Below are 26,631 nucleotides of genomic sequence, written 5' to 3'. Positions count from 1 at the left end.
CGTTCAGTTGTCGCAGGTGTGCGAGGGGCCGCAGCAGGCGCCCTTGGGCTCGGAGCGCGGCGCGTCGAGCGAGGGGTTCCGATCGAAGAAGCCGAACGGCTTCAGCTCGAAGGAGACCTTGTCGACGGGCATGATCGGCCAGTCCTCGGTGCGGGTGATGTGGTGGATGCCGAACACGTACCACAGCACGACGTCGGTGTTCACGAGGCTCTCGTCGTCGGAGATCCAGGCCGTCATGCCGTTGCCGAGGTCATCGGCCGACTGGGTCGGATAGTCGCCGGCCGGCCACAGCTGGTCGTCGTGGTGGCGCGTCACCCAGAGCGTGTTGCCGATCACCGGGTTGCGCTTGAGCACGGGCGAGGTCGCGTCGAACATGGCCGGGAACTGCCCCGACGGCGCCAGCTTGTAGGCCGTCGGGTTGCCCCAGGCATTGAGCCGGTTCGGGTTCTGGACCTTCCAACCGCGCTGGGTCTCCCACCGGTAGGTGCGCCCGGCATCCTTCTCGGACTCGATCACGGTCGCCCGCGTGTGCAGATCGAGTCCCAACGGGTTCGACTCGCTGATGGGCGGCGCGAACGACTCGGTCTCGACCACGGTGTTATCCTCCCCGTCGACGTCCATGTCGATGCGCGCCACGAGGAAGTGCTGGTGGTAGGGCGCGTAGGTGCGCTCGTCCACGACCGTGCCGGTGGGGAACGTCGTGCCCTGTTCGGACATGGGCGTGGTCACCATGATGCCGGTCGCGCGGATCTCGCACTCGATGTTGCCGTCGGGGTAGAAGCGGAGGTAGACGAGGTACTCGTAGTTCGCGACGGTCGCGTGCACCGACACCACGAAGCGACGCATGCGTCGCACCTCCGCGCCCGCGTCGGGGTCGACGTGCTTCCACAGCACGGCGTCGTCCTCCTCGTGCAGGCAGATCACGTTCTTGATCGTGTACGGCTCGCCCTTGGTGTCGGGAAGCACGCCGTCGAGGTAGGTGATCTCGCCGAGGCAGTCGCAGCCGAGCTCGAGCGAGGTGCACATGTAGCCCAGGCCCCACTCGCCGATGTCGAAGGCGGTACGGCGGTAGTGGTCGAAGCTCGAGTCGCGGTAGGGCACGATCATCTCGGCGAGCGACATGCGGTAGGCGATGTCGCGGTACTCGTCGCCGTCCTTGAACCTGACCTGGTAGAGCACCGGCCCCTCGCGGTAGTTGAAGCCGAGCCGGAACTCCCAGTTCTGCCAGCGCAGCCGCGAGCCCTCCAGGTCGAAGGAGACCCCTTCGGGCTGCACGACGTCGAGGGGCTTGAGGTCGGTGCGGGGCTTCAGTCCACGCACCTCGGGCACGTACTCCGCGTCGACGGCGGGCATGCCGTGATCGTGCGCCTCGTCGAAGTCGAGCACCTCCATCGTGTTCACGTCGACGATGATCTTCAGGCCGCTCACGGGGTGCGCGTAGGGGTTGCCGTCCGGCGTGGCGCGCGCCCAGAGGTCGACCCAGCCCAGGCGCCGGTCGCGCCACTGCTCGGGCATGACCTCGCGGCCGTAGGTCCACAGGTCGAACAGCACCAGGTCTGGATCGACCCCGCGCTGCTGAAGCCGCGCGCGCACCTCGGGGTTCTGTCGCAGCGTCTCGTCGCAGTCGTGGTACTCGTCGATCGTGAAGTTCGGGGTCACGCCGGGCACGTGCGTCCAGCTGTCGAGCACGCCGTCGCTCAGGTTGACGACGGCCTCGTAGACCTGGTTGCTCTGCTTGTTCCAGAGCACGGCGAGGGACCGGCGCACGATCGGGTCCCCCTCCCGCCAGGCCTTGACCTCGCTCTTGGGCGGCTCCTTCAGGATGATCGACGCATAGCGCCAGCCGGCGTCGATCTGCTTCTGTTGCGCCAGCAGCGCGGATGTCGCAGTGAACTCGGCTGCGGTCAACGAATCGAGCGGATGGGCTGTCATCGAGTTCTCCTCTGAACTTGGGGCTCCACACCGCGTATCGGAAGGCGCACGACGCGCACTACGATACCGACCATTGGTGCTGTGGGGCACCAGAAAGAGTGGTGACCCCGATGTCACGATACGACCAGAGCACCGATCCGCAGACTCGGACCCTCGACGCCGCCACCGGAATCAGCCGAAAGGGACTGGAGTCGGGCACGGTCGGCGTGCTCGGCGCCCTCGTCATCGGCATCTCCACCTGCGCCCCCGCGTACACCCTCACCGCCTCGGTCGGTCCCGCCGCGAACGAGGTCGGCTACCAGACCCCCGCGATCTTCCTCATGGGCTTCATCCCGATGCTGCTCGTGGCCCTCGGCTACCGCGCGCTGAACACGGCGATGCCCGACTCCGGCACCTCGTTCACCTGGGCCACGCGAGCGTTCGGCCCGTGGATCGGCTGGATGGCCGGGTGGGGCCTGGTCGCCGCGACCGTGCTCGTGCTGTCGAACCTGGCGGGCATCGCCGTCGAGTTCCTGTTCCAGTCGATCGCGATCCTCGTGAACAACCCCGACATCGCCGACATCGCCGACAACAAGTTCGTGAACATCCTCGTATGCCTCGGATTCATGGCGATGGCGACCTATATCTCGTACCGGGGCATGACCTCGACGAAGATCTACCAGTACGTCACCGTCGCCTTCCAGATGCTGATCATGGTGTGGTTCATCATCGCGATGTTCATCGGCTCCGCCGACCCGGGCAACGCCGCATCCGTGGCCCCCACGCTCTCGTGGTTCAACCCCTTCGAGGTGTCGGACTTCAGCACCTTCGCCGCCGGCGTCTCCGTCTCGATCTTCGTCTACTGGGGCTGGGACACCGTGCTGACGATGGGTGAGGAGACCAAGCCCTCCAAGGGCAAGCTGTCGACCGAGAGCAAGGCCGCGATGATCCTCGTCGCCATCCTCGTCGTGCTCTACGTCTCCACCGCGACCGCCACCGTCGCCTACGCAGGCCTCGGCGACGGACCCACCGGGCTCGGCAACCCCGACATCATCGAGAACGTCTTCGCCGCGCTCGCCCACCCGGTGATGGGACCCGCTGCGATCCTGCTCTCGCTCGCGATCCTCGTCAGCGCGATGGCGTCGATCAACTCGACGGCCATCTCGCCCGCGCGGACCCTGCTCGCGATGTCGCACTACGGTGCCCTGCCCCCCGCGATCAAGCGGGTGCACCCCAAGTACAAGTCCCCGCACGTGGCGCTGCTGCTCTCGTCGATCGTCGCCTCGGTGTTCTACGCGGTCATGCGCTTCATCAGCGAGGACGTGCTGTGGGACACCATCACCGCGCTCGGCATGATGGTGTGCTTCTACTACGGTCTGACCGCGCTGGCGAGCCCGTGGTACTTCCGCAAGACGGCGCCCAAGGAGGGCATCGGTGCGGTGATCATGCAGGTGATCCTGCCCGCGATCGGCGGCATCCTGCTGCTGGTCATCTTCGTGCAGACGACCATCGACTCGATGGACCCCGAGGCCGGGTCGGGCAGCAACATCGGCGGGATCGGTCTCGTCGGCATCCTGGGCGTCGGAGTGCTGCTGATCGGGGTGGTGCTGATGATCGCGTATGCCGCGAAGGCGCCGGACTTCTTCAAGGGCAGGCTGCTCTCGAAGGCCGATGCGAGCACCGACACCTCGGCGATCCCGGTCTTCGACGACGGCATCGGCTGAAGCGCCATCGCCGCCGAGATGAACGACCGACCCCGCGCCACCCTCGGCTTCCTCACCCCACGCGAAGCCTTCAACCGACTATGCGTTGGTTCCACGGCTTGGCACTGACACCACCGCCGCCAACACGATTCCTAGCTCAAGAGCGTGATCCGATCGGGCGATGGTACGCCCCAAATCGTTTCGAAGGGTCGAGGTGTTGTCAGCGAATCGAAGATGCGCTTTGCCTCTGCAATCGTGCCTTCGCTGCCACCGTGAACCGTCACAGTGATGCTGCCTACCGACATCTCTGGAGTCGGCCGGACGACGAACTGAACCGCTGGAGCGGCGAGTTCATCGAACTCGTGGATGATGCTCGACGTCGCATCCTCATAATCGGATTGCGTGAACCCCACGTGCTCGTCGATGGAATAGCTCAGACCCGTCTTCGAAAGCTCAGCGACAATCCCTGGAGGAACATCAGACTTGAACCCGATCGTGAAAGCGCTGCCCTGAGCACCGAAGAATGCGTACGCGAAATCATCGGGATAGGAGGTCTCCGCGAGGTAGGCCACCTCACCCAGCGGCTGTTGCTGGGTCATCCAGACAGCTTCCTCATCAGTGAGCGGCGCCTCCTCGAGGGCGTCACGCTCGGCGTCGGCATCGCTCGGGCCGACCTTCTCCGTTCCCAGACCTGCCTCGCCGATCACGGACTGTGGACCGGACGGCGTCTGGCTAGAATCCGGCGTCGGAGCATTCGCGACTCCTAGCCCGATTGAGATGGCAGCTGCGACGACTCCGACCGCCGCAACCCCTGCCATCATCGGGTGGGAAAGCCATCGAGCGCTGCGTCTCACGGCACCTCCCAGATCGGCTGATGGGAGGATCATAGTGCGCACCCAGGTTCGCGGGCTACGCGGTGGTTCGCGGTGGGATGAGCGCGCCCCAGCGAGGAGGCCGACGCCATTCTGTGTCTGTCGGGATGACAGGATTTGAACCTGCGACCCCCTGACCCCCAGTCAGGTGCGCTACCAAGCTGCGCCACATCCCGTCGTGCACGTGTCGTTCGCTCGGCGGCGCATCGACCGTGTGACTGGGGGTCACACGCGCCACGGCATCGCGGCATCCGATCGCGCCGCCCGCGCACGGGCAACCCCCTCAGCTTACTCGTTGCGCACGCGCCTCGCGAACGTGCCTTCCCGATGTCCGAGGCCGGGGTTAACGTCGAAGGATGAGCGATGTCACGATCCTGCCGGCCACCCCGGAGCGCTTCGCCGATGTCGAGCACGCCATGACCGGCGGCGGCGACGGGGCCGGCTGCTGGTGTCAATGGTGGACGCTCGCCAGCAGCCGTTGGAAGTCCACGAGCCGCGAGGAACGGCGCGAGCTGCTGCGCCAGGAGATCGAGTCGGCCCCGCCGCCGGGGCTCATCGCCTACGTCGACGGCGTGGCCGCCGGCTGGGTGCGCGTGGGGCCGCGGCTCAGCCAGCCGCGCATCGGGCGCTCGCGCACCCTGAAGGCCTCCCCCACCCCGCAGGACGACCCGTCGGCGTGGGCGATCACGTGCTTCGTCGTGCGCCGCGAGTACCGCCGTCAGGGGCTCAACGAGCTGCTGATCCAGGCCGCGGTCGACCACGCCCGCGATCACGGCGCGCGCGTCGTGGAGGGGTATCCGATCGACCTGTCGATCACCAGGGTCTCCTCGAACGACCTGTTCCACGGGGCGTTGTCGACCTTTGAGGCTGCCGGCTTCACCGAGGTCGCCCGCCCCGGCGCGAGCCGACCGATCGTCGCCCTCACGCTGGCGTGAACGCGTCATGACGGATGCCACGGCCCGCGTCGACGCGTGGCTCTGGGCCGTGCGGGTGTACAAGACCCGGTCAGCAGCGACCGCCGCCTGCCGCGCCGGGCACGTGCGGGTCGGCGGCGAGCGCGCGAAGGCCGCCCAGCCGGTGCGGGTCGGCGACGAGCTGCGCGTGCGCATCGCCGGGTTCGACCGGCTGCTCGTCGTGCGCAAGCCCATCGCCAAGCGCGTCGGCGCCGCACTGGCTGCGGAGGCCGCCGAGGACCGCACGCCGCCGCGGGAGGCGCTGCCGGTCATCGCGGCGCGCGACCGCGGCGCCGGGCGGCCGACCAAGCGCGAGCGGCGCGAACTCGATCGCCTCCGCGGCCGCGACGGGTAGCCGGCGCGGCGCGAGACCGATCAGCCGGTTCGCGGATGCCGGGACGCCGACCGCCGGCGCGCGAGCGCATCGAGCACCACGAGCACGGCGATCGCGCTCGGATACACCGCGAGATCGCGCGCATCGAACACCGTGCCGAGCACGAGCATCGCCGGCGGGAAGGCTGCGCCGACCGTCTGAGGGACCCCGGTGAGCTGGAACAGCTCCACGGCGACGCACACACCGCCGCGATCGCGCCGGCCAAGAGCGGAGCGCATCGCGGCAGCACGACGAGGACCACCGCCCACGCCGCCGCGGCGTAGAGCACATCGCCGGCGACATCGGTCACTGTGGTATCGGGGAGCAGCACGTGCACGGCCAGTCCCGCGACGACCGCAGCGACCACGATGCCTGCGCCGACCGCGCGGCGGGTGCGCGTGACGCTCACAGCCGGTCGCGCAGCCACGAGACCGGCCGCACGCCGGCGCCCGCGGCATCCGCTCGCCCGGCCAGTCCGCGATCGCTCGTGACGACGGTCACCGCGCGCGCGGCGGAGACGAGCCGCTCCGCCTCGGCGACGATCGCATCATCGCCGTGACCGTCCGCCCGGACGAGTCGGATGCCGTCGACCTCCGCCACCGCGCGCGCCTGCCCCTCCACCACGACGGAGACCTCCGGGAACCACGTGTCCGCGTCCAGTCCGAGGGCGGCGGCATCCAGCCCCCGCTCGGCGAGCCGCGCGACCGCTCCCAGCAGCCGCGCGGCGGCACCGGCGCGGTCGCGCCACCACCCGTCGGGCACCGACCCGACCACGTTCGCCGCGTCGACCACGATCGCCGGGCGCACGGCCAGCAGCGCCCGCAGCCGCGCCCACGACGCCGCGAAGCCCGGATGCAGCGGGTAGTCCGCGACCGCGTCGACCGGCACCCACGCGAGCTCGCGGCTCTCCGGGTCGCTGATGACGGGCTCGAACGGCTCCGACACATCGGCCACGACCGTGCTGTAGGTCCAGACGTCCGCGTCGAAGACGCTGATCAGGCGCGCACGGACAGCGCGGGGCGGGACCCCGGCCTCCTCGCTCGACTCGCGCAGCGCCCCGTCGCGCGCCGATTCGCCCCGGTGTCGCGCACCGCCGGGCAGTCCCCACGTGTCGCCGAAGTGGCTCCACGCGACCCGGTGCTGCAGCAGCACGCCGCGCTCGGGGTCGAGGGCGAGCAGCCCCGCGGCACCGAACCGCCCCCAGTACCGCTCCCCCGTACCCGCCACGACCCACGCGTCGCCGGGATCGCGCGGCCCGTGCGGACGGCGCGGCTCTCCCGGCTCCGGCGGCACGATCGTCACGGCATCCACCCTGTCACAGCGGACCACCCGCCGCGCGCCGGCCTGGTGTTCACCCTCGTATCCACGCGAGTCACTGCCTTAGCGGCCAGTCACTGCTCTCCAGCACAATGACTCGCGCGCAAGGCAGTGACTCGCGAAACAGAGCAGTGACCCGGGGAGGCCCAGGGGTCAGCGCTGGCGGCGCTCCCGCACGCGCATGTTGGTCACGATCGGGGTGCCCTCGAACCCGAACAGCTCGCGCAGGCGCCGCTGGATGAACCTCCGATACCCGGGGTCGAGGAACCCGGTCGTGAACAGCACGAACGTCGGCGGCCGGGTGGATGCCTGCGTGCCGAAGAGGATGCGGGGCTGCTTGCCGCCGCGCACGGGATGCGGATGCTCGGCGACGAGCTCGGCGAGGAACGCGTTGAACTTCCCGGTCGAGATGCGCTGGTCCCACGAGGCCAGCGCGGTCTCCAGCGCCGGCACGAGCTTGTCGAGGTGCCGCCCGGTGCGCGCGGAGATGTTCACCCGCGGCGCCCACGACACGTGGGCGAGGTCCTGCTCGATCTCGCGCTCCAGGTAGCGGCGTCGGTCGATGTCCTCCAGGTCGACGTCGCCCAGGCGGTCCCACTTGTTGAACGCCAGCACGAGCGCCCGGCCCGCCTCCAGGACCAGGTCGATGATCCGCACGTCCTGCTCGCTGATCGGCTCGCTCACGTCGAGCACGACGACGGCGACCTCCGCCTTCTCCAGCGCCGCCGAGGTCCGCAGCGACGCGTAGAAGTCCGCCCCCTGCTGCAGGTGCACTCGGCGACGGATGCCGGCGGTGTCGACCAGTCGCCAGAGCCTGCCGCCCAGCTCCACGACCTCGTCGACCGGGTCGCGCGTGGTGCCGGCGAGGTCGTCGACGACGACGCGGTCCTCGCCGGCCGCCTTGTTCAGCAGCGACGACTTGCCGACGTTCGGCCGTCCCAGGATCGCGACGCGGCGCGGGCCGCCGATCTCGTTCTTCGCGACCGCCGAGACCTCGGGGAGGACTTTCATGACCTCGTCCAGCAGATCGGCCACCCCGCGGCCGTGGATCGCCGAGACCGCGTGCGGCTCACCGAGACCCAGGCCCCACAGCGCCGCGGCCTCGGGCTCCTGCCGCGCGTCGTCGACCTTGTTGGCCACGAGGAACACTGGCTTGCCGCTCTTGCGCAGCAGCCGCACGACGCGCTCGTCTGTGGAGGTGGCCCCCACCATCGCGTCCACGACGAACAGCACGACGTCGGAGAGGTCGATCGCGACCTCGGCCTGGGCGGCGACCGAGCGGTCGATGCCCCTGGCATCCGGCTCCCACCCGCCCGTGTCGACGAGCGTGAACCTCCGGTCCATCCACTCCGCTTTGTAGGTGACGCGGTCTCGCGTGACACCCGGGGTGTCCTCGACGACGGCCTCACGGCGACCGAGGATGCGGTTCACGAGGGCCGACTTGCCGACGTTCGGGCGCCCCACGATCGCGACGACCGGCAACGCCGGCAGCACCTGGATGCCGTCATCGCCTTCGGCGATACCCTCCAGGAGGTCGGCGTCCTCGTCGTCGAGCTCATAGTCGGCGAGCGAGGCGCGCAACGCCTCGGCCCGCTGGTCGGCGAGCTCCTCGTCGAGCTCTGCAAGCTTCTCGACGAGGTGGTCGGGGCCGCCCTCGTAGTCCTGGTCGTCAGCTCCCATGGCGGGCTCCCTCCTCGGCGCGGACCACGTCGAGGACGGCCGCCACGGTCTGTGCGAAATCGAGCTCTGTGGAGTCCACCACGGTGACCCCCGGTGCGGCGGTGAGGAAGTCCACGACCTGCGCATCCGACGCGTCGCGGCGGTGCAGAGCCGCGGCGACGGTCGCGGCATCCTGCGTCGTCACCTCGGCGCTGCGCCGCGCGGCGCGCACCTCGGGGGCCGCGGTCAGCAGGATCCGCACCGGCGCATCGGGGACGACCACGGTGGTGATGTCGCGGCCCTCCACGACGACGCCCGGGCGCCCCGACTGCGCCACCAGCGCGCGGAAGAGCTCATTCACCGACGCGCGCACCTCGGGCACGCGCGCGACCCCGCTGACGGCCGCCGAGACGCGCGGCTCGCGGATCGCGTCGGTCACGTCGTGCGCGCCGACACGCACCCAGTGGTCGTCGGGGTCGAGCGAGATCGCGTAGTCGAAGTCGGCGACGGATGCCACGACCGCCGCCGCGTCGGCGGTGTCGGCTCCGCGGCCGAGCACGTGCCAGGCGAGCGCCCGGTAGGCGGCGCCGGTGTCGAGATAGCCGAACCCGAGCCGCCGGGCCACGGCCTTGGAGACGCTCGACTTGCCGCTGCCGGCGGGGCCGTCGATGGCGACGACCGTCGGCGTCGCGGTGCGGGGCTCAGTCATCCGGGATGCTCGCAATCCTCCAGCCGCGCGCCTCGAGCCCGGCCACGGTCCGATGGACGGCGTCGGGGACCACGCTGATCTCGGCGAGGCCGAACGGGGCGCCGGGCGAATGCTCCAGGCGGAAGTCCTCGACGTTGACGTCGAGCTCCCCCAGCTCGCCGAACAGACGCCCCAGTTGCCCGGGCCGGTCGTCGATCATCACGACGACCTTCTCGAACCGCCTGTTCTGTCCGTGCTTGCCGGGCAGCCGCTCGACGCCGTCGTTGCCGCGGCGGATCGTGTCGGCCACGGTGCGACGTGCACCCGGGACGTCGGGGGCGCGCAGCGCATCGGCGACCGACCGCAGGTCGTCGGCGAGCGCGTCGAGCACACCGACGACCGGAGCCGCGTTCGCGCCGAGGATCTGCACCCACAGCTCGGGGGCGGATGCCGCGATGCGCGTCGTGTCACGCACCCCTTGACCTGCGAGCCGCAGAGAGCCGTCCGGCGCGTCGACGAACCGGCCGGCGAGCAGGCTCGCCACCAGTTGCGGCACGTGCGAGACGAGCGCGACGGCGGCGTCGTGCTCCTCGGGGGTCATCTCCAGCGGCAGGGCGCCGAGGTCGAGGGCGAGCCCCTCCACGAGCGCGAGGTCGCTCGCCGGGGTGGACGCATCGCGGCACACCACCCAGGGACGCCCGACGAAGATGTCGGCGCGCGCCGAGACGGCCCCGCCGCGCTCACGGCCGGCGAGCGGATGCGAGCCGATGTAGTGGGTGAGGTCCACTCCGCGCGCGCGCAGCTGATTGAGGGGCTCGAGCTTGACGCTGGCGACGTCGGTCACCACGACGCCGGGGTGGGCGACGAGCTCGCGCTCGACGATGTCGGCGGTGACGTCGGGCGGCACCGCCACGACCACCAGCACCGGCCTGTCGTCGGGGTGGGCGGGCCTGCCGGCGCCGTAGTCGACGGCGAGGCGCAGCTGTGCGGGCGAGGCGTCGACGAGCGCGACGTCGACGTCGAGCTCGCGCAGCGCGTGTCCGATGCTCGCGCCGAGCAGGCCTGCACCCACGATGCGCACGGTGCCCGGCATCCGCGCCTGGCGCGCAGCCACGGCCGTCGAGTCGGTCACTGCTTCTCCGCCCTACTGATCGGATTCGTCCCCCGGCGGAGCCGCCCGGCGCGCGAGGGTCAGGAGCGCGCCGCGTTCCACTGTAGTCAACTCGCGCGCCCGGCCCGCCGGGAGGGTTCCCAGGTGCAGCGGCCCGAAGCTGCGCCGCACCAGCTCGACGACCGGATGCCCCACCTCGGCCATCATGCGACGCACGATCCGGTTGCGACCCGAGTGGAGGGTCAGCTCGACGAGGCCGGCGTCGCCGCGCGCGTCGAGCAGGCGCGCGCGGTCGGCGGCGATCGGGCCGTCGTCGAGGTCGACGCCGCGGGTGAGGCGAGCGATCGTCTGCGGCGTCACGCGCCCGGAGACCTTCGCGATGTAGACCTTGGCGACCCCGAACGACGGGTGGGCGAGCACGTGGGCGAGCTCGCCGTCGTTGGTGAGGACGAGCAGTCCGCTCGTCTGCGCGTCCAGCCTCCCGACGTTGTAGAGGCGCTCCGGCCACTCCCGCGTGAACCGGCGCAGATCGGGGCGGCCGTGCTCGTCCTTCATGGAGCTGACGACACCGGTGGGCTTGTTGAGCATGACGTAGCGCTTCGTGGCATCCAGCTGCACCGCCGTGCCGTCGACGTCGACGAGGTCGACGGCGGGGTCGACCCGCGACCCGAGCTCGGTGACGACCGCGCCGTTGACGCGCACCCTGCCCTCGACGATGTACTGCTCGCACACGCGGCGGGAGGCCACCCCGGCGTTCGCGAGCACCTTCTGCAGGCGCTCACCCGTGCGCGGCGCGGCGTCGTGGCTGTCGCTCACCGACGCTCCTCGCTGTCGAACCCGGCCGCGCCGTCATCGAGGAGCGGGGAGATGTGCGGCAGCTCGTCGAGGGAGTTGATGCCCAGGTGCACCAGCAGTGCATCGGTGGTGCCGTACAGGATGGCGCCGGTCTCGGCATCGGTCCCCACCTCGGCGACCAGGCCCCGGGCCAGGAGAGTGCGCACGACCGAGTCGACGTTCACGGCGCGGATGGACGCCACCTGACCGCGCGTGACCGGCTGCTTGTAGGCGATGACGGCAAGGGTCTCCAGGGCCGCCTGCGACAGGCGCGACGGCGCCTGCGAGTTCACGAACTCCGACACCACGTCGTCGTGCTCGGCGCGGACGTACAGCCGCCAGCCGCCGCCGACCTCGCGCAGCTCGAAGCCGCGGCGCGGCCCGCCCAGTTCGCCGTCGTAGTCGGCGACGAGGTTCTCGACCGCCTGCCGCACGGCCGGGACGGGAGCGGCCACCGCCGCGGCCAGAGAGACGAGGCTCTGCGGCTCGTCGACCACGAGCAGGATCGCCTCGAGCCGGCGGGCGACGTCGACGGGTGCGAGCGGCGGCCGGGGCTCCGCTTCGGCGTCGGCGAACAGGGTCGGGTCATCGGTCATAGTCGGCTCCCAGGGTGGCAAGGCTCTCGTCGGACCAGCGCTCGGCCGTCCAGCGCAGCGTCAGCTCGCCGAGCGGCTCGAGCTGCTCGAACGACACGGCCGCGTGCCGGTAGAGCTCCAGGACGGAGAGGAACCGGGCCACGACCACGCCGGGCTGGGCGGCCCCGGCGATGAGGTCGCGGAAGGTGAGCTGCCCGGCATCGCGCAGCAGCGTCACCACGATCGCCGCCTGCTCGCGGATCGAGACCAGCGGCGCGTGCAGGTGGCCGAGTCCGACGTGCGGGATCTCCTTCGGCGTGAAGGCGAGCACCGCGAGCGCGGCGAAATCGTCGAGCGAGAGCGTCCAGACCAGCTCCGGGACGGCGCGGCGGTACTTCTCCTCCAGGCGCACCGACCGCACGTGCCGGCGCCCCTCGGCCTGCAACCGCTCGGCGAACCAGCCCGACACCTCCTTGAACGCGCGGTACTGCAGCAGCCGGGCGAACAGCAGATCGCGGGCCTCCAGGAGCGCCACCGACTCGGCATCCACGAGCTCCCCCTGCGGAAGCAGGCCGGCCACCTTCATGTCGAGCAGAGTCGCCGCCACGACGAGGAACTCGGATGCCTCGTCGAGCTCCTCGTCGGTGGACAGGCTCCGCAGGTAGGAGATGAACTCGTCGGTCACGCGGCTCAGCGCGATCTCGGTGATGTCGAGCTTGTGCGACGAGATCAGGCTCAGGAGCAGGTCGAAGGGCCCGTCGAAGACCCCGAGCGAGACGCGGAACCCCTCGTCGTCGGCTGTGCCGGGCGCCGCCTCGTCCGGTACGGCCTGGTCCGGCACGGCCTGGTCAGGCGACGGCGCCACGGGCGACCAGCTCCCGCGCCAGTCGCAGATAGGCCTGGGCGGCGGGGTGCTCGGGGGCGTACTCGGTGATCGGGATGCCCGACACCGAGGCATCCGGGAACTTCACCGTACGACCGATCACGGTCTCCAGCACATCGTCGCCGAACGCCTCCACGACGCGCTCGAGCACCTCGCGCGAGTGCAGCGTGCGCGGGTCGTACATCGTCGCGAGGACGCCGTCGAGGGTGATCGAGGGGTTCAGCCGGTCGCGCACCTTGTCGATCGTCTCGATCAGCAGGGCCACGCCGCGCAGGGCGAAGAACTCGCACTCCAGCGGGATGAGCACGCCGTGGCTGGCGGTCAGGGCGTTGACGGTCAGCAGTCCCAGCGACGGCTGGCAGTCCACGAGGATCACGTCGTAGTCGGGCGAGACCTTCCGCAGCACGCGGGCGAGGATCATCTCGCGGGCCACCTCGTTGACCAGGTGCACCTCGGCGGCGGACAGGTCGATGTTGGCGGGGATGACGTCGAGCCCCTCCACGCGGGTGTGGATGATGGCCTCGTGCGCGTCGCGCTTGGGATCCAGCAGCAGGTCGTAGATCGTGGTGACGTCGTGGGATGCCACGCCCAGCCCTGCCGACAGCGCGCCCTGCGGGTCGAAGTCGACCGTCAGCACGCGGCGACCGTACGATGCCAGGCCCGCGGCGAGGTTGATCGTCGTCGTGGTCTTGCCGACGCCGCCCTTCTGGTTGCACAGCGCGATGATGCGCGCAGGACCATGGCCGTCGAGCTTGGGAGGGGTGGGAAAGCCCTGATAGGGCCGCCCGGTGGGGCCGATCGGGGTGTCTGATGGGGGGGTCTTCGCCGCACCCCGCTTGCTGCCCGCCACGGACTCTCCTCTCGTCCCCCCGAGTCTAGCGAGGTGGCCCGTTCTGTCGCCTCCCGGCGGCCGCTACACCGCGCCGCGCAGGGCGGCCACCGGCTCGACGCGCGCGGCGCGCCGCGCCGGATACCAGCCCGCCGCGAGGCCCACGACCACACCGAGGAGGGCGCCGCCGACCGCGAACACCGGGTTCAGCACCGCCGCCCACTGCTGCACGGCGGCCACGACGACCACGACGCCCACGCCCAGCGCCGCCCCGATGAGCCCGCCGATCAGGCCGATCACGATCGACTCGACCATGAACTGCGCGGCGACCTGCCGCCGGGTGGCGCCGAGCGCCCGACGCAGCCCGATCTCCGGGATGCGCTCCATGACCGACAGCAGCGTCACGTTCGCGATGCCGAGGCCGCCCGCCAGAAGGGCCACGGCCCCGAGCAGCAGGAAGACGACGTTGGCGTCGGCCTGCACGCTCTGGCTCAGGTCGCTCGAGGCGGCCGGCGCGCGAGCCTGCAACGTGTCGGGTTCGTCCGGCGCCAGGGCGAGCACCGCCTGCTCCGCGACCTGCGGCCCCGCCCCCACGACGATGCGCGCGCGCAGTTCGGCGGCCGCGCTCACGCCGAGGTCGCCTCGCGCTGCCCCCAGCGGAATGATGACGGCGTCGCGCAGGTCGCCGCGGCTCTCGAACCCGTCGACGATCCCGACAACGGCGTAGGCGATTCCCGCGATGAAGATCGAAGGCTGGCTGTCGACACGGTTGATTCCGAGCCGCTCGGCGGCCCGCGAGCCGAGCACCGCCACGCGGTCGCCGCGCCGATCGTGGCCCTCGTCGAAGAACCGACCCGTCACGACCGTGCCCGAGACCGTGTCCAGCAGCCCCGCCGAACCCGCGACGAGAGCCGGCTGGGCCTGCGCCGGAGCGGACGGGTCGTTGACCGACACTGCCGCGATCGTCTCGTCGCCGAGGTCCACGTCGGTCAGAAGCGCGGCATCCTCCACACCGGCCAGACGCAGGACCCGTTCGGGACCGTCCCACGGCAGCCGCCCGATCGGCGATGTCGTGCCGTCGCGGCCGGAGGTCTCCTCCGGGGTGACGACGACCTGCGTCGCGGCGGCGGCATCGAACTGCTCGGCGATCTGCGCGGCAGCGGTCTGCGCGAGCCCGACCGTCGCCACGAGAGACCCGATGCCCAGCACCGTGCCGAGCATCGTCATCACCAGCCGCGTGGGACGGGAGCCGATGTCGGTGGTCGCCTCGGCCACCAGATCCTGGAACGTGAACCGGTCGGAGCGCGGGATCGGCTGCACGAGGGTCGTCACGGGAGCGGCATCGGGGGTCGTCTCCGACCCGGCATCGGATGCCGGCACGGCGGTGTCGCGCGCGCGACGCAGACGCGGCCACCGCATCAGGTCAGCTCGCTCAGTCGGCCGTCGGAGATGCGCACCCGCCGGTGCGCGCGCCGAGACACCGACTCGTCGTGCGTGATCACCACGAGGGTCAGCCCGTCGGCGTTCAACTCCTCGAACAGGTCCATGACCTCGCCGGAGGTACGCTGGTCGAGGTTCCCGGTCGGCTCGTCGGCCAGCAGCAGCCGCGGCCGTGAGACGACCGCGCGGGCCACCGCCACACGCTGGCGCTCGCCGCCCGACAGCAGCCCGGGGAGGAAGTCGACCCGGTGACCGAGGCCGACGCGCTCGAGCGCGTCCCGCGCCCGGTCCTCGCGCTCGTGACGCGGCACCCCGCTGTACAGCATCGGCAGAAGCACGTTGTCGAGCACGGTGCGCCGGCCGAGCAGATGGAAGGACTGGAAGACGAAGCCGACGAACCGGGCCCGGACCGCGGCGCGCTCGTCGTCGGTGAGCGACGAGGTCAGCTCCCCCGAGAGCCGGTACTCGCCGACGCTGGGACGGTCGAGGAGGCCCAGGATGTTGAGCATCGTCGACTTGCCCGAGCCGCTGGGTCCGACCACGCCCAGGTAGTCGCCCGCGTTCACGGTGAGGGTCACCCCCTTCATCGCCTGCACCTCGGGCGGTCCGGGGAAGGAGCGCGTCACGTCGCGCAGCTCCACGAGCGGCGTCGTCACCGCCCCACCACCACGAGGTCCCCCTCGGCCAGCTCACCCTCGACCGGGGCCACCTCGACGGCGCCGTGCGCAGCCAGACCCGGCTCGACCACGACGAGTCGGGTCTTCGCCGCCGCGCCCTCGCGCGGATCGCCCTCGACCACCTCGACGCGCGACTCCCCGCCCGGCCCCGCCGACAGCGCCGCCAGCGGCACCGACAGCACCTCGCCCTCGGTGGAGCCGACCCCGATCCGCACGCGCACGTTCGACCCCTGCACCTGGCTCACCTGCTCGGGGGTGAGCGGGTCGGGCTCCAGGGCGATCAGCCATCGCTCGCCCTCCTCCTGCGCGGTCACCTCGGTGATCTTCGCACCGACCTCGGCGCCGTCGGGCAGCTCGAACCGCGCCGGGGATCCGACCGTCAGCAGGCGCGCGTCCGCCTCGGCGGCGGCGCCGGTGAGGCGCACCGCCGCGCCCGAGACGGTCATGGCCACGCCCTCCAGCACATTTCCGCGCACCGCCTTGACGTCGTCGACACGGCGCGGCAGCTGGGTGAGGAACAGCACCTCGCTGGAGGGCAGATACGGCTGCACCTCCTGCCGCGCCCGCTCCAGCGCCTCGTAGGCGGCGGTCACCTGTCCCTGCGCGGAGTCGACCATCGACCGCTCAGCGCTCGTGTCCACCCCCGCGAACAACTGCTCGCGCTGCAGCCGCGCCACGGCGAGCTCGCCCTCCAGATCGGGGACCGTGTCCGGCGCCTCCGCGCGGGCCTTGGCGATCTGGCGCTGCAGGCTGGCGATGCGGTTGTCGACCTCGAGCACCTCCACCGGATCGGGCCCCGACCCGGCCTTGGCCAGCTGCTGGTTCGCCGAGGCGAGCGCATCCTCCGCGCTGCGGACGCCCTCCTGCGCCGCCCGGTAGCTCTCGTCGGCGCCCTCCGGACTGGGCGGCGCGGGGTACCCGACGGCCGCATAGAGCTGCGCGACGGCATCCGCGGTCGCCTGGTCGAACTGCGCGGACCCGAGATCGCCCGGATCGATCCCCACTGCGGCCAGCGCGTGCTTGAGCTGGGCGACATCGGGTCCCGAGACGCCGAAGCGCAGCGTGCGGTAGGCGGGCAGCTCCCCGGGCAGGACGATCACCGGACGCCCCGCGATCTCCAGGGCGACCGACAGAGGCGTCAGCTGCGCCCCGACGGCGGGCACCTGACCGGTCACCACCGCCGGTCCCGACACCGACGAGGTGTCGATCGTGACGTCGACGGCATCGGCGTATCCGACGTCGGCGCGGATCGTGACATCGTTGGTGAGCTGTCCGTACTCGACCGGCACGGTCACCAGCCCGGGCTCGGGTGCGGCATCCGCGTCGGATCGGGCGATGACGAAGGTGCCGACGAGCAGACCGGACACCAGCGCCACGACCGCCACGCCCGCGACGATCCACAGCGTGCGGTTGCCGCGGAAGACCCGACCCCATCCCGCGACCCGCGACGTATCGGAGCCCGCCCCCGTGCCCTCGTCGGGCTCCGGATCCAGACCCAGGATGCCGTGGACCTCGGTATCGGCCGACGGGCCCGCCTCGTCGTCGTGCACCGGCACGTCAGCTGTTCTGTTCGGCCGCAGCTTTGAACGCCTCGAGCTCTGCCTTGTGGTCGGCGATGAACTGCTCCTCGGCCGCGAACTGCAGCTCGAGCTGCTTGGCGCTGTAGTCGGTCTTCTCCCGGCAGTCGAGGTCGGCCAGCGCGAGCTTCACCTCGCGCTCGGCGATCGGCTCGCTCTTTTTCTCCAGCTCGTCCTCGTACGCCTTCCACTGGGCGTCGATCTCCTCCACGCTCGCTCCCTCCGCAGGTTGCGGCGCCTCGGCGTTCAGCTCGTTCAACGCGTCGTAGATGGACTGCGCGGCATCCTGCTGCTTGGTGAAGCCGTCGTACCCGGCGTCGGCCATGCACGAGGCCCACTCCGCGTCGAGCTCCGCTCTCGCGGGGTCGTTCTCCACGTCCTCCCAGAGCTTCTCCATCGCCTGTCGCAGATCGGCGAACTCGTCGTCCGACCAGATGTCCTGCACCGCGTTCACCTCGTGCTGCGCCGCCCCCTGGCAGCCCGCCGTCTCCCAGTTCCACTCGATGGCGCCGTCCTCGCCGAGCTCCTCCTCGCTGGGCGGCGGCCCGTAGAGCGCCTCGCTGTACGCGGCCTGCTCCGACTCGGAGAGCGACTCGACATACTCCTGGTTGGGGTCGGTGACCTCCTCGACGGCCTGCTCGGCCTCCTCCTTGCCGGGCGAGTTCACCGCGCCGTACCCGTACTGGGCGACCCACTCGCGCGAGTCGGGATCCCATTCCTCTGCGCTGCCGGTGGAGAACTGATCGGAGTAGTCCACCGGCGTGTAGTCGAACCCCTCCTCCGCCATGCACGTCGCGACGAGCTCCTCGACCTTCTTCTGCTGCTCCGCGAGCGTGCGCGCCTGCTCCTCTTCGGAGAGGTCTCCACCCCACACCGCCGAAAGATAGGCGTTCAGCGGCGACGACTTCCAGGCGTCCGCCGAGGAGGTGTCCGTCTTGTCCCCCGCACAGCCGGAGAGGACGAGCGCGATGAGAGCGGCGACGGGCACGAGCAGCGAGACGCGTTGCATGGGGACTCCTACGTCGGATCATCGGCGCCGAGCCGACTGGCTCGCGCACATATGATTAACACCCTAACGGCCTCTGCGGAAAACCCGGGCCTCGGGGGTTCTTCCCCGGGTTCATGCCCACTCCAGGTCAGCGCGCGCGGGGATGCGAGGTGACGTACACGTCGCGGAGGGCCTCGACGCTCACGTGGGTGTAGATCTGGGTGGTGGCGACCGAGGCGTGACCGAGCAGCTCCTGCACGACGCGGACGTCCGCCCCGCCCTGCAGGAGGTGCGTCGCGAACGAGTGCCGCAGCGTGTGGGGTGACACGTGGGCGTGAAGGCCCGCGCGCTCGGCCGCCTGACGGATGACGAGCCAGGCCGACTGGCGCGACAGCGGCGCCCCGCGCGCGCCGAGGAACAGGCGCGGGGTCGGGCGCCCGCGGCTCGAGAGCTCCGGGCGGGCGCGGGTGAGGTAGGCCTCCACCGCGGCCCGCGCATAGGAGCCGACCGGCACGATCCGCTCCTTGTCGCCCTTGCCGCGCACGCGCAAGACCTCGCCGTGCGCGAGGTCGTCGACATCGAGCGCCACGATCTCGGAGACCCTTCCGCCTGTGGCGTACAGCAGCTCGAGCAGGGCACGGTCGCGCAGGCGCACGATGTCGGTGTCGACGGCATCCCCCGGCGCGGGTCCCGCCGCATCCAGCAGCGCCTCGACCTGCGCGATCGTGAGCGCCTTCGGCAGGCGCTGGGGGGTCTTGGGCGGACGCAGCCGCCGCGCGGGATCGTCGGCGGCGAGCCCCTCGCGCGCGAGGAAGCGGTGCAGCCCCCGCACTGACGACTGGAGGCGCGCGAGCGAGGTGGCCGCCGGGCGCTGCTCTGCCCCGGCCTGCTCCGCGACGAAAGCGGCGACGAGCTCCGCGGTCACCGCGGCCGGATCGTCGACGCCGTGCGCGGCGAGCCAGCCCGCGTAGCGGGCGAGGTCGCGCCGGTAGGCGGCGACCGTGTGCTCGGACAGGCCGCGCTCGATCGAGATGTGCCGGAGATAGGCGTCGATCGCGCGGTCCAGGCTCACCGCCGCGGCGCTCCGATCGGCTGCGAGCGCCTCGGCCACGGGGCATCGGCCGCGGCGAGGCTCGTCCAGCCACCCGCGCGCGACACGTGCGCGGTCAGCGCGCCGATGGCCAGCGCCGCGTTCTGCACCCGGCGGGCGAGCACCGCCGCGACCACCTCGTCCAGGGGCACCCAGCGCACCTCGATGTCGGCCTCCTCCTCGGTGCGCGCGAACGCTTCCGCCGCCGGACGCAGTCCCCGGGCGAGGTAGATGCGCATCGCCTCGTCGCTGCCGCCCGCGCTGTTGTAGAACTCGGCGAGCGTGTCCCAGCGCTCGGCGACGAGGTCGGCCTCCTCGGCGAGCTCGCGCCGGGCGGCGGCGAGCGCGTCCTCGCCGGTGACGTCGAGCAGGCCCGCGGGGATCTCCCAGTCGCGCACCTGCACCGGATGGCGGTACTGCTTGATCACCAGCATCCGATCGTCGTCGTCGAGGGCGAGCACGGCGACGGCGCCGGAATGGTCGACGTACTCCCGCACGATCGTGTCGCCGTTGTAGCGGAACTCGTCGCGCCGGAGGTTCCAGACCCGGCCCTCGTAGACGGTGTCGCTGCGGGTGACCTCGACCCGCACCGGGTCGTCGGCGAGCAGCTCGTCGGATGCCGCAGGCTCAGTCGCTGACGACATCGAACAGCTCGCTCGCGCGGTGGCGGTCCAGCGCCGCCGCGATGAGGCCGCGGAACAGCGGGTTGGCCTCGGTCGGTCGCGACCGCAGCTCCGGATGGGCCTGCGTGGCGATGGAGAAGGGGTGCACGTCGCGGGGCAGCTCGACGTATTCGACGAGGTTGCGATCGGGTGACAGGCCGGAGAAGACGAGCCCCGCCTGGGCGAGCTGGTCGCGATACCGGTTGTTGACCTCGTAGCGGTGCCGGTGGCGCTCCGACGCGCGTCCCGCACCGTACAGCTCGGCGGCGAGCGACCCGTCCGTCAGCTCCGCCTCGTAGAGCCCGAGTCGCATCGTGCCGCCCAGGTCGCCGCTTTCGATGATGTCGACCTGCTCGGCCATCGTCGCGATCACCGGATGCGCGGTGTCGGGGTCGAACTCGCTGGAGGACGCGTCGGTGAGCCCCACGACGTTGCGCGCGTACTCGATGACCATGCACTGCAGACCGAGGCAGATGCCGAGCGTCGGGATGCCCTGCTCGCGCGCGAAGCGGAGCGCGCCGAGCTTGCCCTCGATGCCGCGGATGCCGAACCCGCCGGGCACGACGATCCCGTCGACGCTGCCGAGCACCCGGGCGGCGCCCTCGGGCGTCTCGCACTCGTCCGACGGGATCCACTTCACGTGCACCTTGGTCTCCTGCGCGAAGCCGCCCGCCTTGAGCGCCTCGGTCACCGACAGGTAGGCGTCGGGCAGGTCGATGTACTTGCCGACCAGGCCGATCGTGACCTCGTGGCGCGGATTGTGCACGGCCTGGAGCACCTTGCTCCACCGCGACCAGTCGACCTCCTGCGCCTTGGCGAGCCCGAGCGTGCGCACGATGTACTCGTCGAGGTGCTGCTCGTGCAGCATGGTCGGGATGTCGTAGATCGAGGGGACGTCGACCGCGTTGACGACGGCATCCTCGTCGACGTCGCACATCAGCGCGATCTTGCGCTTGTTGGCGTCGGTGACGGGACGGTCGCTGCGCAGGACCAGCGCGTCGGGCTGGATGCCGATCGAGCGGAGCGTGGCGACCGAGTGCTGCGTGGGCTTGGTCTTCTGCTCCCCGGACGCCCCCATGAAGGGCACGAGAGAGACGTGCACGAAGAACACGTTGCCGCGACCCAGCTCGTGGCGGATCTGGCGGGCGGACTCGATGAACGGCTGCGACTCGATGTCGCCGACGGTGCCGCCGATCTCGGTGATGATGACGTCGGGCTTGGGCGTCTCATCCGCCTGCAGCCGCATACGGCGCTTGATCTCGTCGGTGATGTGCGGAATGACCTGCACAGTGTCGCCGAGGTACTCGCCGCGGCGCTCACGCGCGATGACCTGCGAGTAGATCTGACCGGTCGTGACGTTGGCCGCCTGGCTCAGCTCGATGTCGAGGAAGCGCTCGTAGTGCCCGATGTCGAGGTCGGTCTCGGCGCCGTCGTCGGTGACGAAGACCTCGCCGTGCTGGAAGGGGTTCATCGTCCCGGGGTCGACGTTCAGATACGGGTCGAGCTTCTGCATCACGACCCGCAGCCCCCGCGCGGTGAGGAGGTTTCCGAGGCTCGCGGCGGTCAGTCCCTTCCCCAACGAGGAAACGACACCGCCCGTCACGAAGATGTGCTTGGTGGTGTCGTTCTCAAGGCCCGCGTCCGAAGTGTCCGTCACGGGCTTTCATCCTATCAGCGCGGATCGGATGCCGAGTCTTTCGGCTCGCACGTCAGTCGCCGATGGCGCTCCGGCCGCGCTGCACGATGAGCGGGTCGGGCTCGCCGACGATGTCGGCATCCTTGCCCTCGTAGTCGACCGACGACAGGAAGGCGCGCATCGTGTTGAGCCGGGCGCGCTTCTTGTCGTTGCTCTTCACCGTGATCCAGGGGGCGCCCTTCTTGTCGGTGCGACGGAGCATCTCCTCCTTCGCCGCGGTGTAGTCGTCCCAGCGATCCAGCGACTGGATGTCGATGGGTGAGAGCTTCCACTGCCGCACCGGGTCGATCTGACGGATGATGAAGCGCGTGCGTTGCTCGGACCTGGTGACCGAGAACCAGAACTTCGTGAGCCGGATGCCGGAGTCCACCAGCATCCGCTCGAATCGGGGCACGTCCTCCATGAAGCCCTGGTACTCGTCCTCGTCGCAGAAGCCCATCACCCGCTCCACGCCGGCGCGGTTGTACCAGCTGCGGTCGAACAGCACCGTCTCGCCCTGAGCCGGCAGGTGCGCCACGTAGCGCTGGAAGTACCACTGCGTCTGCTCGCGGTCGCTGGGCTTGACGAGGGCCACGACGCGCGCGTAGCGGGGGTTGAGGTGCTCCATGAACCGCTTGATGGTGCTGCCCTTGCCCGCCGCGTCCCGGCCCTCGAAGATCAGGAGGTGCCGCTGGCCGCTGCGCTGCTGCCAGTTCTGGAACTTCACCAGCTCGACCTGCAGCTCGTACTTCTGCCGGTCGTACTCCTCGCGCGTCAGCCGCTCGTCGTAGGGGTAGTTCTCGCGCCAGGTGTCGACCGCGCGCCCGGCCCGATCGATCAGCTGGGGGTCGTCGTCGTGGTCTTCACCGATGGTGAAGCCCTCCTGGTAGATGCGGTCGATGTACTCGCGGAAGTCCTCGGGCATGCTGCGAATCTAGCGGAGTCCCGTGGCCTCGTGGTGGTGACTTTCCGGGCGCTGCGGGGCTCGTATCGGCGCGATCGTGTCCCGCTTACAGGGCCAGATGGCCGTTGTACCGCCGGAACGGCCCGTCACGTGCAATCGGCCCTGTAAGCGGGACGGCCGCGGCCTCAGCCCGCGCCGGCGGCGGAGCGGCCGGCCAGCGCGAGGAGCTCCCGGGCGTGCCGGAGCGCGGCCTCGGAGTCGGGCATGCCCGACAGCAGGCGCGCCATCTCAGCCTCGCGTTCGGCACCGGTCAGGGCGTGCACGCTGGACGCGGTCACCGAGCCGTCGCTCGATTTGCGCACGCTGAGGTGGTTGCCCGCGAACGCGGCGACCTGGGCGAGGTGGGTGACCGCGATGACCTGGCTCGTCTCGGCCAGACGGGCCAGGCGCCGGCCGACCTCGATCGCGGCGGCACCGCCGATGCCGGCGTCGACCTCGTCGAACACGAAGGTCGGCACCGGGTCGGTCGCCGCGATAACGACCTCGATCGCGAGCATCACGCGGCTGAGCTCCCCGCCGGAGGCCCCGCGGGCGACCGGCCTGGGTTCGGCGCCCGGATGCGGCGCGAGCAGGATCGTGACCTCGTCGCGACCGGCAGCCGACTCGGCCCCCGGCTCGACCGTCACGAGCACGCGGGCATCGGGCAGGGCGAGCTCGCGCAGCTCGGCGGTCACCGCCTCGCCCAGTCGCACGGCGGCGCGCTCGCGCTGCGCGGTCAACGCCGCCGCCGCGTCGTCGAGGGCGGATGCCGCCTGCTCCCGCTGCACGGCCAGCCTCTCGATGCGCTCGCCGTCGTCCGCGAGCTCGGCCAGCCGCGCGGCACCGGACTCCCGCAGGGCGAGCGCAGCGTCGAGCGAGCCGTGCAGCCGCACGAGGGCGCCGAGCTCGGCCCGCCGCGCCTGCGCGGCGTCGAGCTCGAGCGGCCCGGTCTCGTCGAGGTCGGCGAGGTAGGCGCTCAGCCCCGCCGCGACGTCGGCCGCGCGGTAGCCGATCTCGGCCAGCTCGTCGGCGAACGCGCCGAGCGCGGCGTCGCTGGTCGCGGCGCGCTCGAGCGTGCGGCGGGCGCTTGCCAGCAGCCCCGCCACGTCGGGCTCGTCGCCGTCGCCGGACAGCGCCGCGTGCGCGACGGATGCCGCGACCCGCAGCTCCTCGGCGTTCGCGAGGCGCTCGACGCGGCGCGCAAGCTCGACGTCCTCGCCCGGTTGCGGATCGACGGCGGCGATCTCGGCGAGGTCGCGACGCAGCTCCCCCGCCTCCCGTGCGCGGGCATCGCGCGCGGCGACGAGGAAGTCGTGCTCTCGGGACAGCTCTGCCCAGGCCGCATGCGCCTCCCGGTACACGGCCAGGGCGCCTGCCACCGGCTCGCCGCCGAAGCGGTCGAGCGCGTCGCGCTGGGCGGCCGCCGAGCGCAGCCGCAGCTGATCGGACTGCCCGTGCACGACGACGAGCTGGTCGGCGAGCTCGGCCAGCACGCCGGCCGGCGCCGTGCGCCCGCCGACGGTCGCGCGGCTGCGTCCCTCGGTCGACAATGTTCTGGACAGGTACAGTTCTGCGCGGCCGTCTCCGATCGGCTCGACCTGGCCTCCCGCCTCGGCCACGCGATCGGCGACCGCCCCGTCCTCGGGCACGATCCACACGCCCTCCACGACCGCTTGGGCCGCGCCGGAGCGCACCGCGCCCGAGTCCGCGCGCTGACCGAGCAGCAGCCCGAGACCGGTGACGACCATGGTCTTGCCTGCGCCGGTCTCGCCGGTGATCGCCGTGAACCCGGGGCCGATGGGCAGCGTCGCCTCCGCGATGACGCCGAGCCCGCGCAGCTGCACCTGCTCGATCACGCCGGGTGCCCCGCGGCGGGACCGCGCCACCCTGTGACGGGCAGCCGGAACTTGCGCACCAGGCGGTCGGTGAACGCGGCCAGATGCAGCCGCGCAAGCCGCACCGGCTCGGGCGAGCGGCGCACGACCACGCGAGCGCCCGGCGGCAGGTCGTGCGAGCGGCGCCCGTCGCACCACAGGATGCCGGCGGTCGTGGTCCGAGTCAGCACCTCGATCGCGACCGTCGACTCGGGTGCGAGCACGAGGGCGCGGGCGAACAGCGCGTGCGCGGAGAGGGGCACGACCGCGATCGCCTCGACGGTGGGCCAGATCACCGGACCGCCGGCCGAGAAGTTGTAGGCGGTGGAGCCGGTCGGCGTCGACACCACGACGCCGTCGCAGCCGAAGCTCGACAGCGGCCGTTCGTCGACCTCGATGACGACCTCCAGCATCCGCTCGCGCGAGGCCTTCTCCACGGTGGCCTCGTTGAGCGCCCAGGTGTCGTAGACGACGTTCTCGTCCACGTCCTGCACCTGCACCGACAGCGCCATGCGTTCCTCGACGGTGTAGTCGCGCGCGATGACCCGGCGGACGGCGTCGTCCATGTCGTCGGGCTCGATCTCGGCCAGGAAGCCGACGTGGCCCATGTTGATGCCGAGGATGGGGGCGCCGCCGTCGCGGACGAGCTCTGCGGCCCGAAGGATCGTGCCGTCGCCGCCGAGCACGATCGCCAGCTCCAGCTCGCGCACGGCGACGTCGACGCCGAGGGTCACGACCTCATCGAGACTCCCGAGCACCGCGCCGAGCTCGATCCGATCGTCGGCGGCGAGCACCGGCTGGGCACCGGCCTCGGCGAGCGCGTCGAGCACGCGGCGGGCCGCTGCGACGGTCTCGGTGCGATGGGCGTGCGCGACGACGAGGATGTTGCGTGTCGTCATCGTTCCCCCGCCCATCGGTCCACGGTGCTCATCCATTCTGTCGGATTGCCGTCCGGCCGGTCGCCTGCGCGAGCCTGCGTGCGCAGGTGGACCACGAACTCGACGTTCCCGTGCGTGCCCACGACGGGTGAGCGGATGAGCCCGAACGTGCCGAGCCCGGCATCCCACGCCGCCCACAGCACGGTGGCCACGGCATCGGCGCGCCGGCGCGGATCGGTCACGAGCCCCTCACGCACGCCGGTGCGCCCCACCTCGAACTGCGGCTTGATCAGCAGCACGATGTCAGCATCGGGAGCTGCGACCGCGGCGATCGGATCGAGCACCCGGGTGAGCGAGATGAACGAGAGATCGCCGGTGATCACCGTGGGAGATTGGCGGGTGCCGCTGGCCGCCGCCAGCGCGCCGGGCGTCAGGTCGCGGGCGTTGAACCCTTCGACCACGACGATCCCGCGGTCGGCGGCGAGTTCAGCGGCGAACTGCCCGTGGCCGACGTCGAGGGCGACGACCGGCTCGGCGCCGCGCTCGCGCAGCACCTGCGTGAAGCCGCCGGTGGACGCGCCGATGTCGAGGGCGCCTCGCCCGGCGACGTCGACCCCGAACGCGTCGAGCCCGGCGATGAGCTTGTGCGCCGCGCGGCTCACGTAGTGATCCGTGGCCGCGACCACGACCGCGGCGTCGTCGGCGACGGGGGCCGCGGGCTTGACGACTGCGACGCCGTCGACCTCGACCAGCCCCGCCGAGATCAGCCGCGCCGCATGCGTGCGTGACCGGGCCAGTCCGCGGGCGGCGACGGCGGCATCCAGGCGCATCTCACTCCCGGCTGGTCGTCGGCCCGGACTCCAGCCGTCGCGCCAGCTCGTCGTGCAGTGCGGCGTAGGCGGCGGCGCGCTCGGCAAGCGGCTGCTGCTCGATCACCTCGAGCGCCGACAGCAGGTGCGCGTCCGGATCGGCGGCATCCGCAGTCTTCGAGCCGCCCGGCTCATCCGCACTCTCCGCGGCATCCATAGACATCCCCCCACGATACGCGAGGGTGCCACTTCCACACGCGAGGGTGCCACTTCCACACGCGAGGGTGCCACTTCCACACGCGAGGGTGCC

The 26,631-nt window shown here is 71.3% G+C and carries 26 protein-coding genes and 1 tRNA gene; 3 read left to right on the top strand and 24 right to left on the bottom strand.

Going from position 1 to position 26,631, the window contains the following annotated elements; translation table 11 throughout:
- Nucleotides 1-3 precede the first annotated feature (3 nt).
- Nucleotides 4-2,022, bottom strand: a complete 2,019-nt coding sequence (locus QM641_RS06655; protein ID WP_415114716.1) for a primary-amine oxidase — start codon at nt 2,020-2,022, stop codon at nt 4-6.
- 20 nt (nt 2,023-2,042) lie between these two features.
- Between QM641_RS06655 and QM641_RS06650 the strand changes: the two genes are divergently transcribed.
- On the top strand, nt 2,043-3,635 hold the full coding sequence (locus QM641_RS06650; protein WP_415114714.1) for an APC family permease: 1,593 nt from the start codon (nt 2,043-2,045) through the stop codon (nt 3,633-3,635).
- 131 nt (nt 3,636-3,766) lie between these two features.
- Here the strand turns inward: QM641_RS06650 and QM641_RS06645 are convergent, their stop codons facing one another.
- Nucleotides 3,767-4,321, bottom strand: coding sequence for a hypothetical protein (locus QM641_RS06645; RefSeq protein WP_415114712.1), 555 nt, complete (start codon nt 4,319-4,321; stop codon nt 3,767-3,769).
- A 267-nt stretch (nt 4,322-4,588) separates the two neighbouring features.
- Nucleotides 4,589-4,662: transfer RNA gene (locus QM641_RS06640), tRNA-Pro, on the bottom strand.
- A 180-nt stretch (nt 4,663-4,842) separates the two neighbouring features.
- Here QM641_RS06640 and QM641_RS06635 point away from each other — a divergent pair.
- Together QM641_RS06635 and QM641_RS06630 are read left to right on the top strand one after the other, a co-directional pair.
- Nucleotides 4,843-5,421: a GNAT family N-acetyltransferase gene (locus tag QM641_RS06635; protein WP_415114710.1), complete on the top strand. Its 579-nt coding sequence runs from the start codon at nt 4,843-4,845 to the stop codon at nt 5,419-5,421.
- A gap of 7 nt (nt 5,422-5,428) precedes the next feature.
- Complete coding sequence (locus QM641_RS06630; RefSeq protein ID WP_415114708.1) at nt 5,429-5,794, top strand: RNA-binding S4 domain-containing protein; 366 nt, start codon at nt 5,429-5,431, stop codon at nt 5,792-5,794.
- 20 nt (nt 5,795-5,814) lie between these two features.
- Here QM641_RS06630 and QM641_RS06625 read toward each other — a convergent pair whose 3' ends face one another.
- From QM641_RS06625 to QM641_RS06525, 21 genes are all read right to left on the bottom strand, one after another.
- Nucleotides 5,815-6,051: a DUF2809 domain-containing protein gene (locus QM641_RS06625; RefSeq protein ID WP_415114706.1), complete on the bottom strand. Its 237-nt coding sequence runs from the start codon at nt 6,049-6,051 to the stop codon at nt 5,815-5,817.
- A gap of 166 nt (nt 6,052-6,217) precedes the next feature.
- The gene (locus tag QM641_RS06620; protein ID WP_415114704.1) at nt 6,218-7,114 is read right to left on the bottom strand and encodes an NUDIX domain-containing protein; all 897 of its coding nucleotides are present in this window, start codon (nt 7,112-7,114) and stop codon (nt 6,218-6,220) included.
- Nucleotides 7,115-7,282: 168 nt separating this feature from the next.
- Nucleotides 7,283-8,809, bottom strand: coding sequence for a ribosome biogenesis GTPase Der (gene der, locus QM641_RS06615; RefSeq protein WP_415114702.1), 1,527 nt, complete (start codon nt 8,807-8,809; stop codon nt 7,283-7,285).
- Nucleotides 8,799-9,497, bottom strand: coding sequence for a (d)CMP kinase (cmk, locus tag QM641_RS06610; RefSeq protein WP_415114700.1), 699 nt, complete (start codon nt 9,495-9,497; stop codon nt 8,799-8,801). The genes der and cmk overlap by 11 nt, the downstream gene beginning before the upstream one ends.
- Nucleotides 9,490-10,569 carry a prephenate dehydrogenase gene (locus tag QM641_RS06605; protein ID WP_415114747.1) on the bottom strand — a complete coding sequence of 360 codons (1,080 nt, stop codon included), beginning with the start codon at nt 10,567-10,569 and terminating at the stop codon, nt 9,490-9,492. The genes cmk and QM641_RS06605 overlap by 8 nt, the downstream gene beginning before the upstream one ends.
- Before the next feature lie 51 nt (nt 10,570-10,620).
- Nucleotides 10,621-11,403, bottom strand: coding sequence for a pseudouridine synthase (locus QM641_RS06600; RefSeq protein WP_415114698.1), 783 nt, complete (start codon nt 11,401-11,403; stop codon nt 10,621-10,623).
- Nucleotides 11,400-12,017: an SMC-Scp complex subunit ScpB gene (scpB, locus tag QM641_RS06595; RefSeq protein ID WP_415114696.1), complete on the bottom strand. Its 618-nt coding sequence runs from the start codon at nt 12,015-12,017 to the stop codon at nt 11,400-11,402. The genes QM641_RS06600 and scpB overlap by 4 nt, the downstream gene beginning before the upstream one ends.
- A complete protein-coding gene (locus tag QM641_RS06590; protein ID WP_415114694.1) occupies nt 12,007-12,861 on the bottom strand; it encodes a segregation and condensation protein A in 855 nt (284 codons plus the stop codon). Before QM641_RS06590 ends, scpB begins: the two co-directional genes overlap by 11 nt.
- Nucleotides 12,845-13,729: a ParA family protein gene (locus tag QM641_RS06585; RefSeq protein ID WP_415114692.1), complete on the bottom strand. Its 885-nt coding sequence runs from the start codon at nt 13,727-13,729 to the stop codon at nt 12,845-12,847. Before QM641_RS06585 ends, QM641_RS06590 begins: the two co-directional genes overlap by 17 nt.
- A 63-nt stretch (nt 13,730-13,792) precedes the next feature.
- Nucleotides 13,793-15,127, bottom strand: coding sequence for an ABC transporter permease (locus QM641_RS06580; RefSeq protein ID WP_415114690.1), 1,335 nt, complete (start codon nt 15,125-15,127; stop codon nt 13,793-13,795).
- Nucleotides 15,127-15,804 carry an ABC transporter ATP-binding protein gene (locus QM641_RS06575; protein ID WP_415114688.1) on the bottom strand — a complete coding sequence of 226 codons (678 nt, stop codon included), beginning with the start codon at nt 15,802-15,804 and terminating at the stop codon, nt 15,127-15,129. The genes QM641_RS06580 and QM641_RS06575 overlap by 1 nt, the downstream gene beginning before the upstream one ends.
- Nucleotides 15,801-17,381, bottom strand: coding sequence for a hypothetical protein (locus tag QM641_RS06570; RefSeq protein WP_415114686.1), 1,581 nt, complete (start codon nt 17,379-17,381; stop codon nt 15,801-15,803). The genes QM641_RS06575 and QM641_RS06570 overlap by 4 nt, the downstream gene beginning before the upstream one ends.
- 1 nt (nt 17,382) lies before the next feature.
- Nucleotides 17,383-18,411, bottom strand: coding sequence for a hypothetical protein (locus QM641_RS06565; protein ID WP_415114684.1), 1,029 nt, complete (start codon nt 18,409-18,411; stop codon nt 17,383-17,385).
- 127 nt (nt 18,412-18,538) lie between these two features.
- Entirely contained in the window at nt 18,539-19,462 is a 924-nt protein-coding gene (gene xerD, locus QM641_RS06560) for a site-specific tyrosine recombinase XerD (protein ID WP_415114745.1), read from the bottom strand.
- Nucleotides 19,459-20,124, bottom strand: a complete 666-nt coding sequence (locus QM641_RS06555) for an NUDIX domain-containing protein (protein WP_415114682.1) — start codon at nt 20,122-20,124, stop codon at nt 19,459-19,461. The genes xerD and QM641_RS06555 overlap by 4 nt, the downstream gene beginning before the upstream one ends.
- Nucleotides 20,108-21,799 (bottom strand): CTP synthase, encoded by a 1,692-nt coding sequence (locus QM641_RS06550; protein ID WP_415114680.1) that lies wholly within the window; start codon nt 21,797-21,799, stop codon nt 20,108-20,110. Before QM641_RS06550 ends, QM641_RS06555 begins: the two co-directional genes overlap by 17 nt.
- 52 nt (nt 21,800-21,851) lie before the next feature.
- Entirely contained in the window at nt 21,852-22,742 is an 891-nt protein-coding gene (ppk2, locus tag QM641_RS06545) for a polyphosphate kinase 2 (RefSeq protein ID WP_415114678.1), read from the bottom strand.
- A gap of 164 nt (nt 22,743-22,906) precedes the next feature.
- Nucleotides 22,907-24,616 (bottom strand): DNA repair protein RecN, encoded by a 1,710-nt coding sequence (gene recN, locus QM641_RS06540; protein WP_415114676.1) that lies wholly within the window; start codon nt 24,614-24,616, stop codon nt 22,907-22,909.
- On the bottom strand, nt 24,613-25,533 hold the full coding sequence (locus QM641_RS06535) for an NAD kinase (protein ID WP_415114674.1): 921 nt from the start codon (nt 25,531-25,533) through the stop codon (nt 24,613-24,615). The genes recN and QM641_RS06535 overlap by 4 nt, the downstream gene beginning before the upstream one ends.
- Nucleotides 25,530-26,342: a TlyA family RNA methyltransferase gene (locus tag QM641_RS06530; RefSeq protein ID WP_415114672.1), complete on the bottom strand. Its 813-nt coding sequence runs from the start codon at nt 26,340-26,342 to the stop codon at nt 25,530-25,532. Before QM641_RS06530 ends, QM641_RS06535 begins: the two co-directional genes overlap by 4 nt.
- A 1-nt stretch (nt 26,343) precedes the next feature.
- Entirely contained in the window at nt 26,344-26,544 is a 201-nt protein-coding gene (locus QM641_RS06525) for a hypothetical protein (protein WP_415114670.1), read from the bottom strand.
- Nucleotides 26,545-26,631: the final 87 nt, after the last annotated feature.

The sequence above is a fragment of the Microbacterium sp. genome (assembly GCF_047605725.1).
Lineage (GTDB): Bacteria > Actinomycetota > Actinomycetes > Actinomycetales > Microbacteriaceae > Microbacterium.
This window is presented reverse-complemented; position numbering and strand designations above follow the sequence as displayed.

What these genes read in the sequence shown, in the direction of transcription:
- QM641_RS06650 (WP_415114714.1), top strand. Translation starts at nt 2,043, where the DNA reads ATGTCACGATACGACCAGAGCACCGATCCGCAGACTCGGACCCTCGAC.
- QM641_RS06605 (WP_415114747.1), bottom strand. Translation starts at nt 10,569, where the DNA reads ATGCCGGGCACCGTGCGCATCGTGGGTGCAGGCCTGCTCGGCGCGAGC.
- QM641_RS06535 (WP_415114674.1), bottom strand. Translation starts at nt 25,533, where the DNA reads ATGACGACACGCAACATCCTCGTCGTCGCGCACGCCCATCGCACCGAG.
- QM641_RS06630 (WP_415114708.1), top strand. Translation starts at nt 5,429, where the DNA reads ATGACGGATGCCACGGCCCGCGTCGACGCGTGGCTCTGGGCCGTGCGG.
- cmk (WP_415114700.1), bottom strand. Translation starts at nt 9,497, where the DNA reads ATGACTGAGCCCCGCACCGCGACGCCGACGGTCGTCGCCATCGACGGC.
- der (WP_415114702.1), bottom strand. Translation starts at nt 8,809, where the DNA reads ATGGGAGCTGACGACCAGGACTACGAGGGCGGCCCCGACCACCTCGTC.
- scpB (WP_415114696.1), bottom strand. Translation starts at nt 12,017, where the DNA reads ATGACCGATGACCCGACCCTGTTCGCCGACGCCGAAGCGGAGCCCCGG.
- QM641_RS06580 (WP_415114690.1), bottom strand. Translation starts at nt 15,127, where the DNA reads ATGCGGTGGCCGCGTCTGCGTCGCGCGCGCGACACCGCCGTGCCGGCA.
- QM641_RS06625 (WP_415114706.1), bottom strand. Translation starts at nt 6,051, where the DNA reads ATGCGCTCCGCTCTTGGCCGGCGCGATCGCGGCGGTGTGTGCGTCGCC.
- QM641_RS06565 (WP_415114684.1), bottom strand. Translation starts at nt 18,411, where the DNA reads ATGCAACGCGTCTCGCTGCTCGTGCCCGTCGCCGCTCTCATCGCGCTC.
- ppk2 (WP_415114678.1), bottom strand. Translation starts at nt 22,742, where the DNA reads ATGCCCGAGGACTTCCGCGAGTACATCGACCGCATCTACCAGGAGGGC.
- QM641_RS06555 (WP_415114682.1), bottom strand. Translation starts at nt 20,124, where the DNA reads ATGTCGTCAGCGACTGAGCCTGCGGCATCCGACGAGCTGCTCGCCGAC.
- QM641_RS06635 (WP_415114710.1), top strand. Translation starts at nt 4,843, where the DNA reads ATGAGCGATGTCACGATCCTGCCGGCCACCCCGGAGCGCTTCGCCGAT.
- QM641_RS06525 (WP_415114670.1), bottom strand. Translation starts at nt 26,544, where the DNA reads ATGTCTATGGATGCCGCGGAGAGTGCGGATGAGCCGGGCGGCTCGAAG.
- QM641_RS06530 (WP_415114672.1), bottom strand. Translation starts at nt 26,342, where the DNA reads ATGCGCCTGGATGCCGCCGTCGCCGCCCGCGGACTGGCCCGGTCACGC.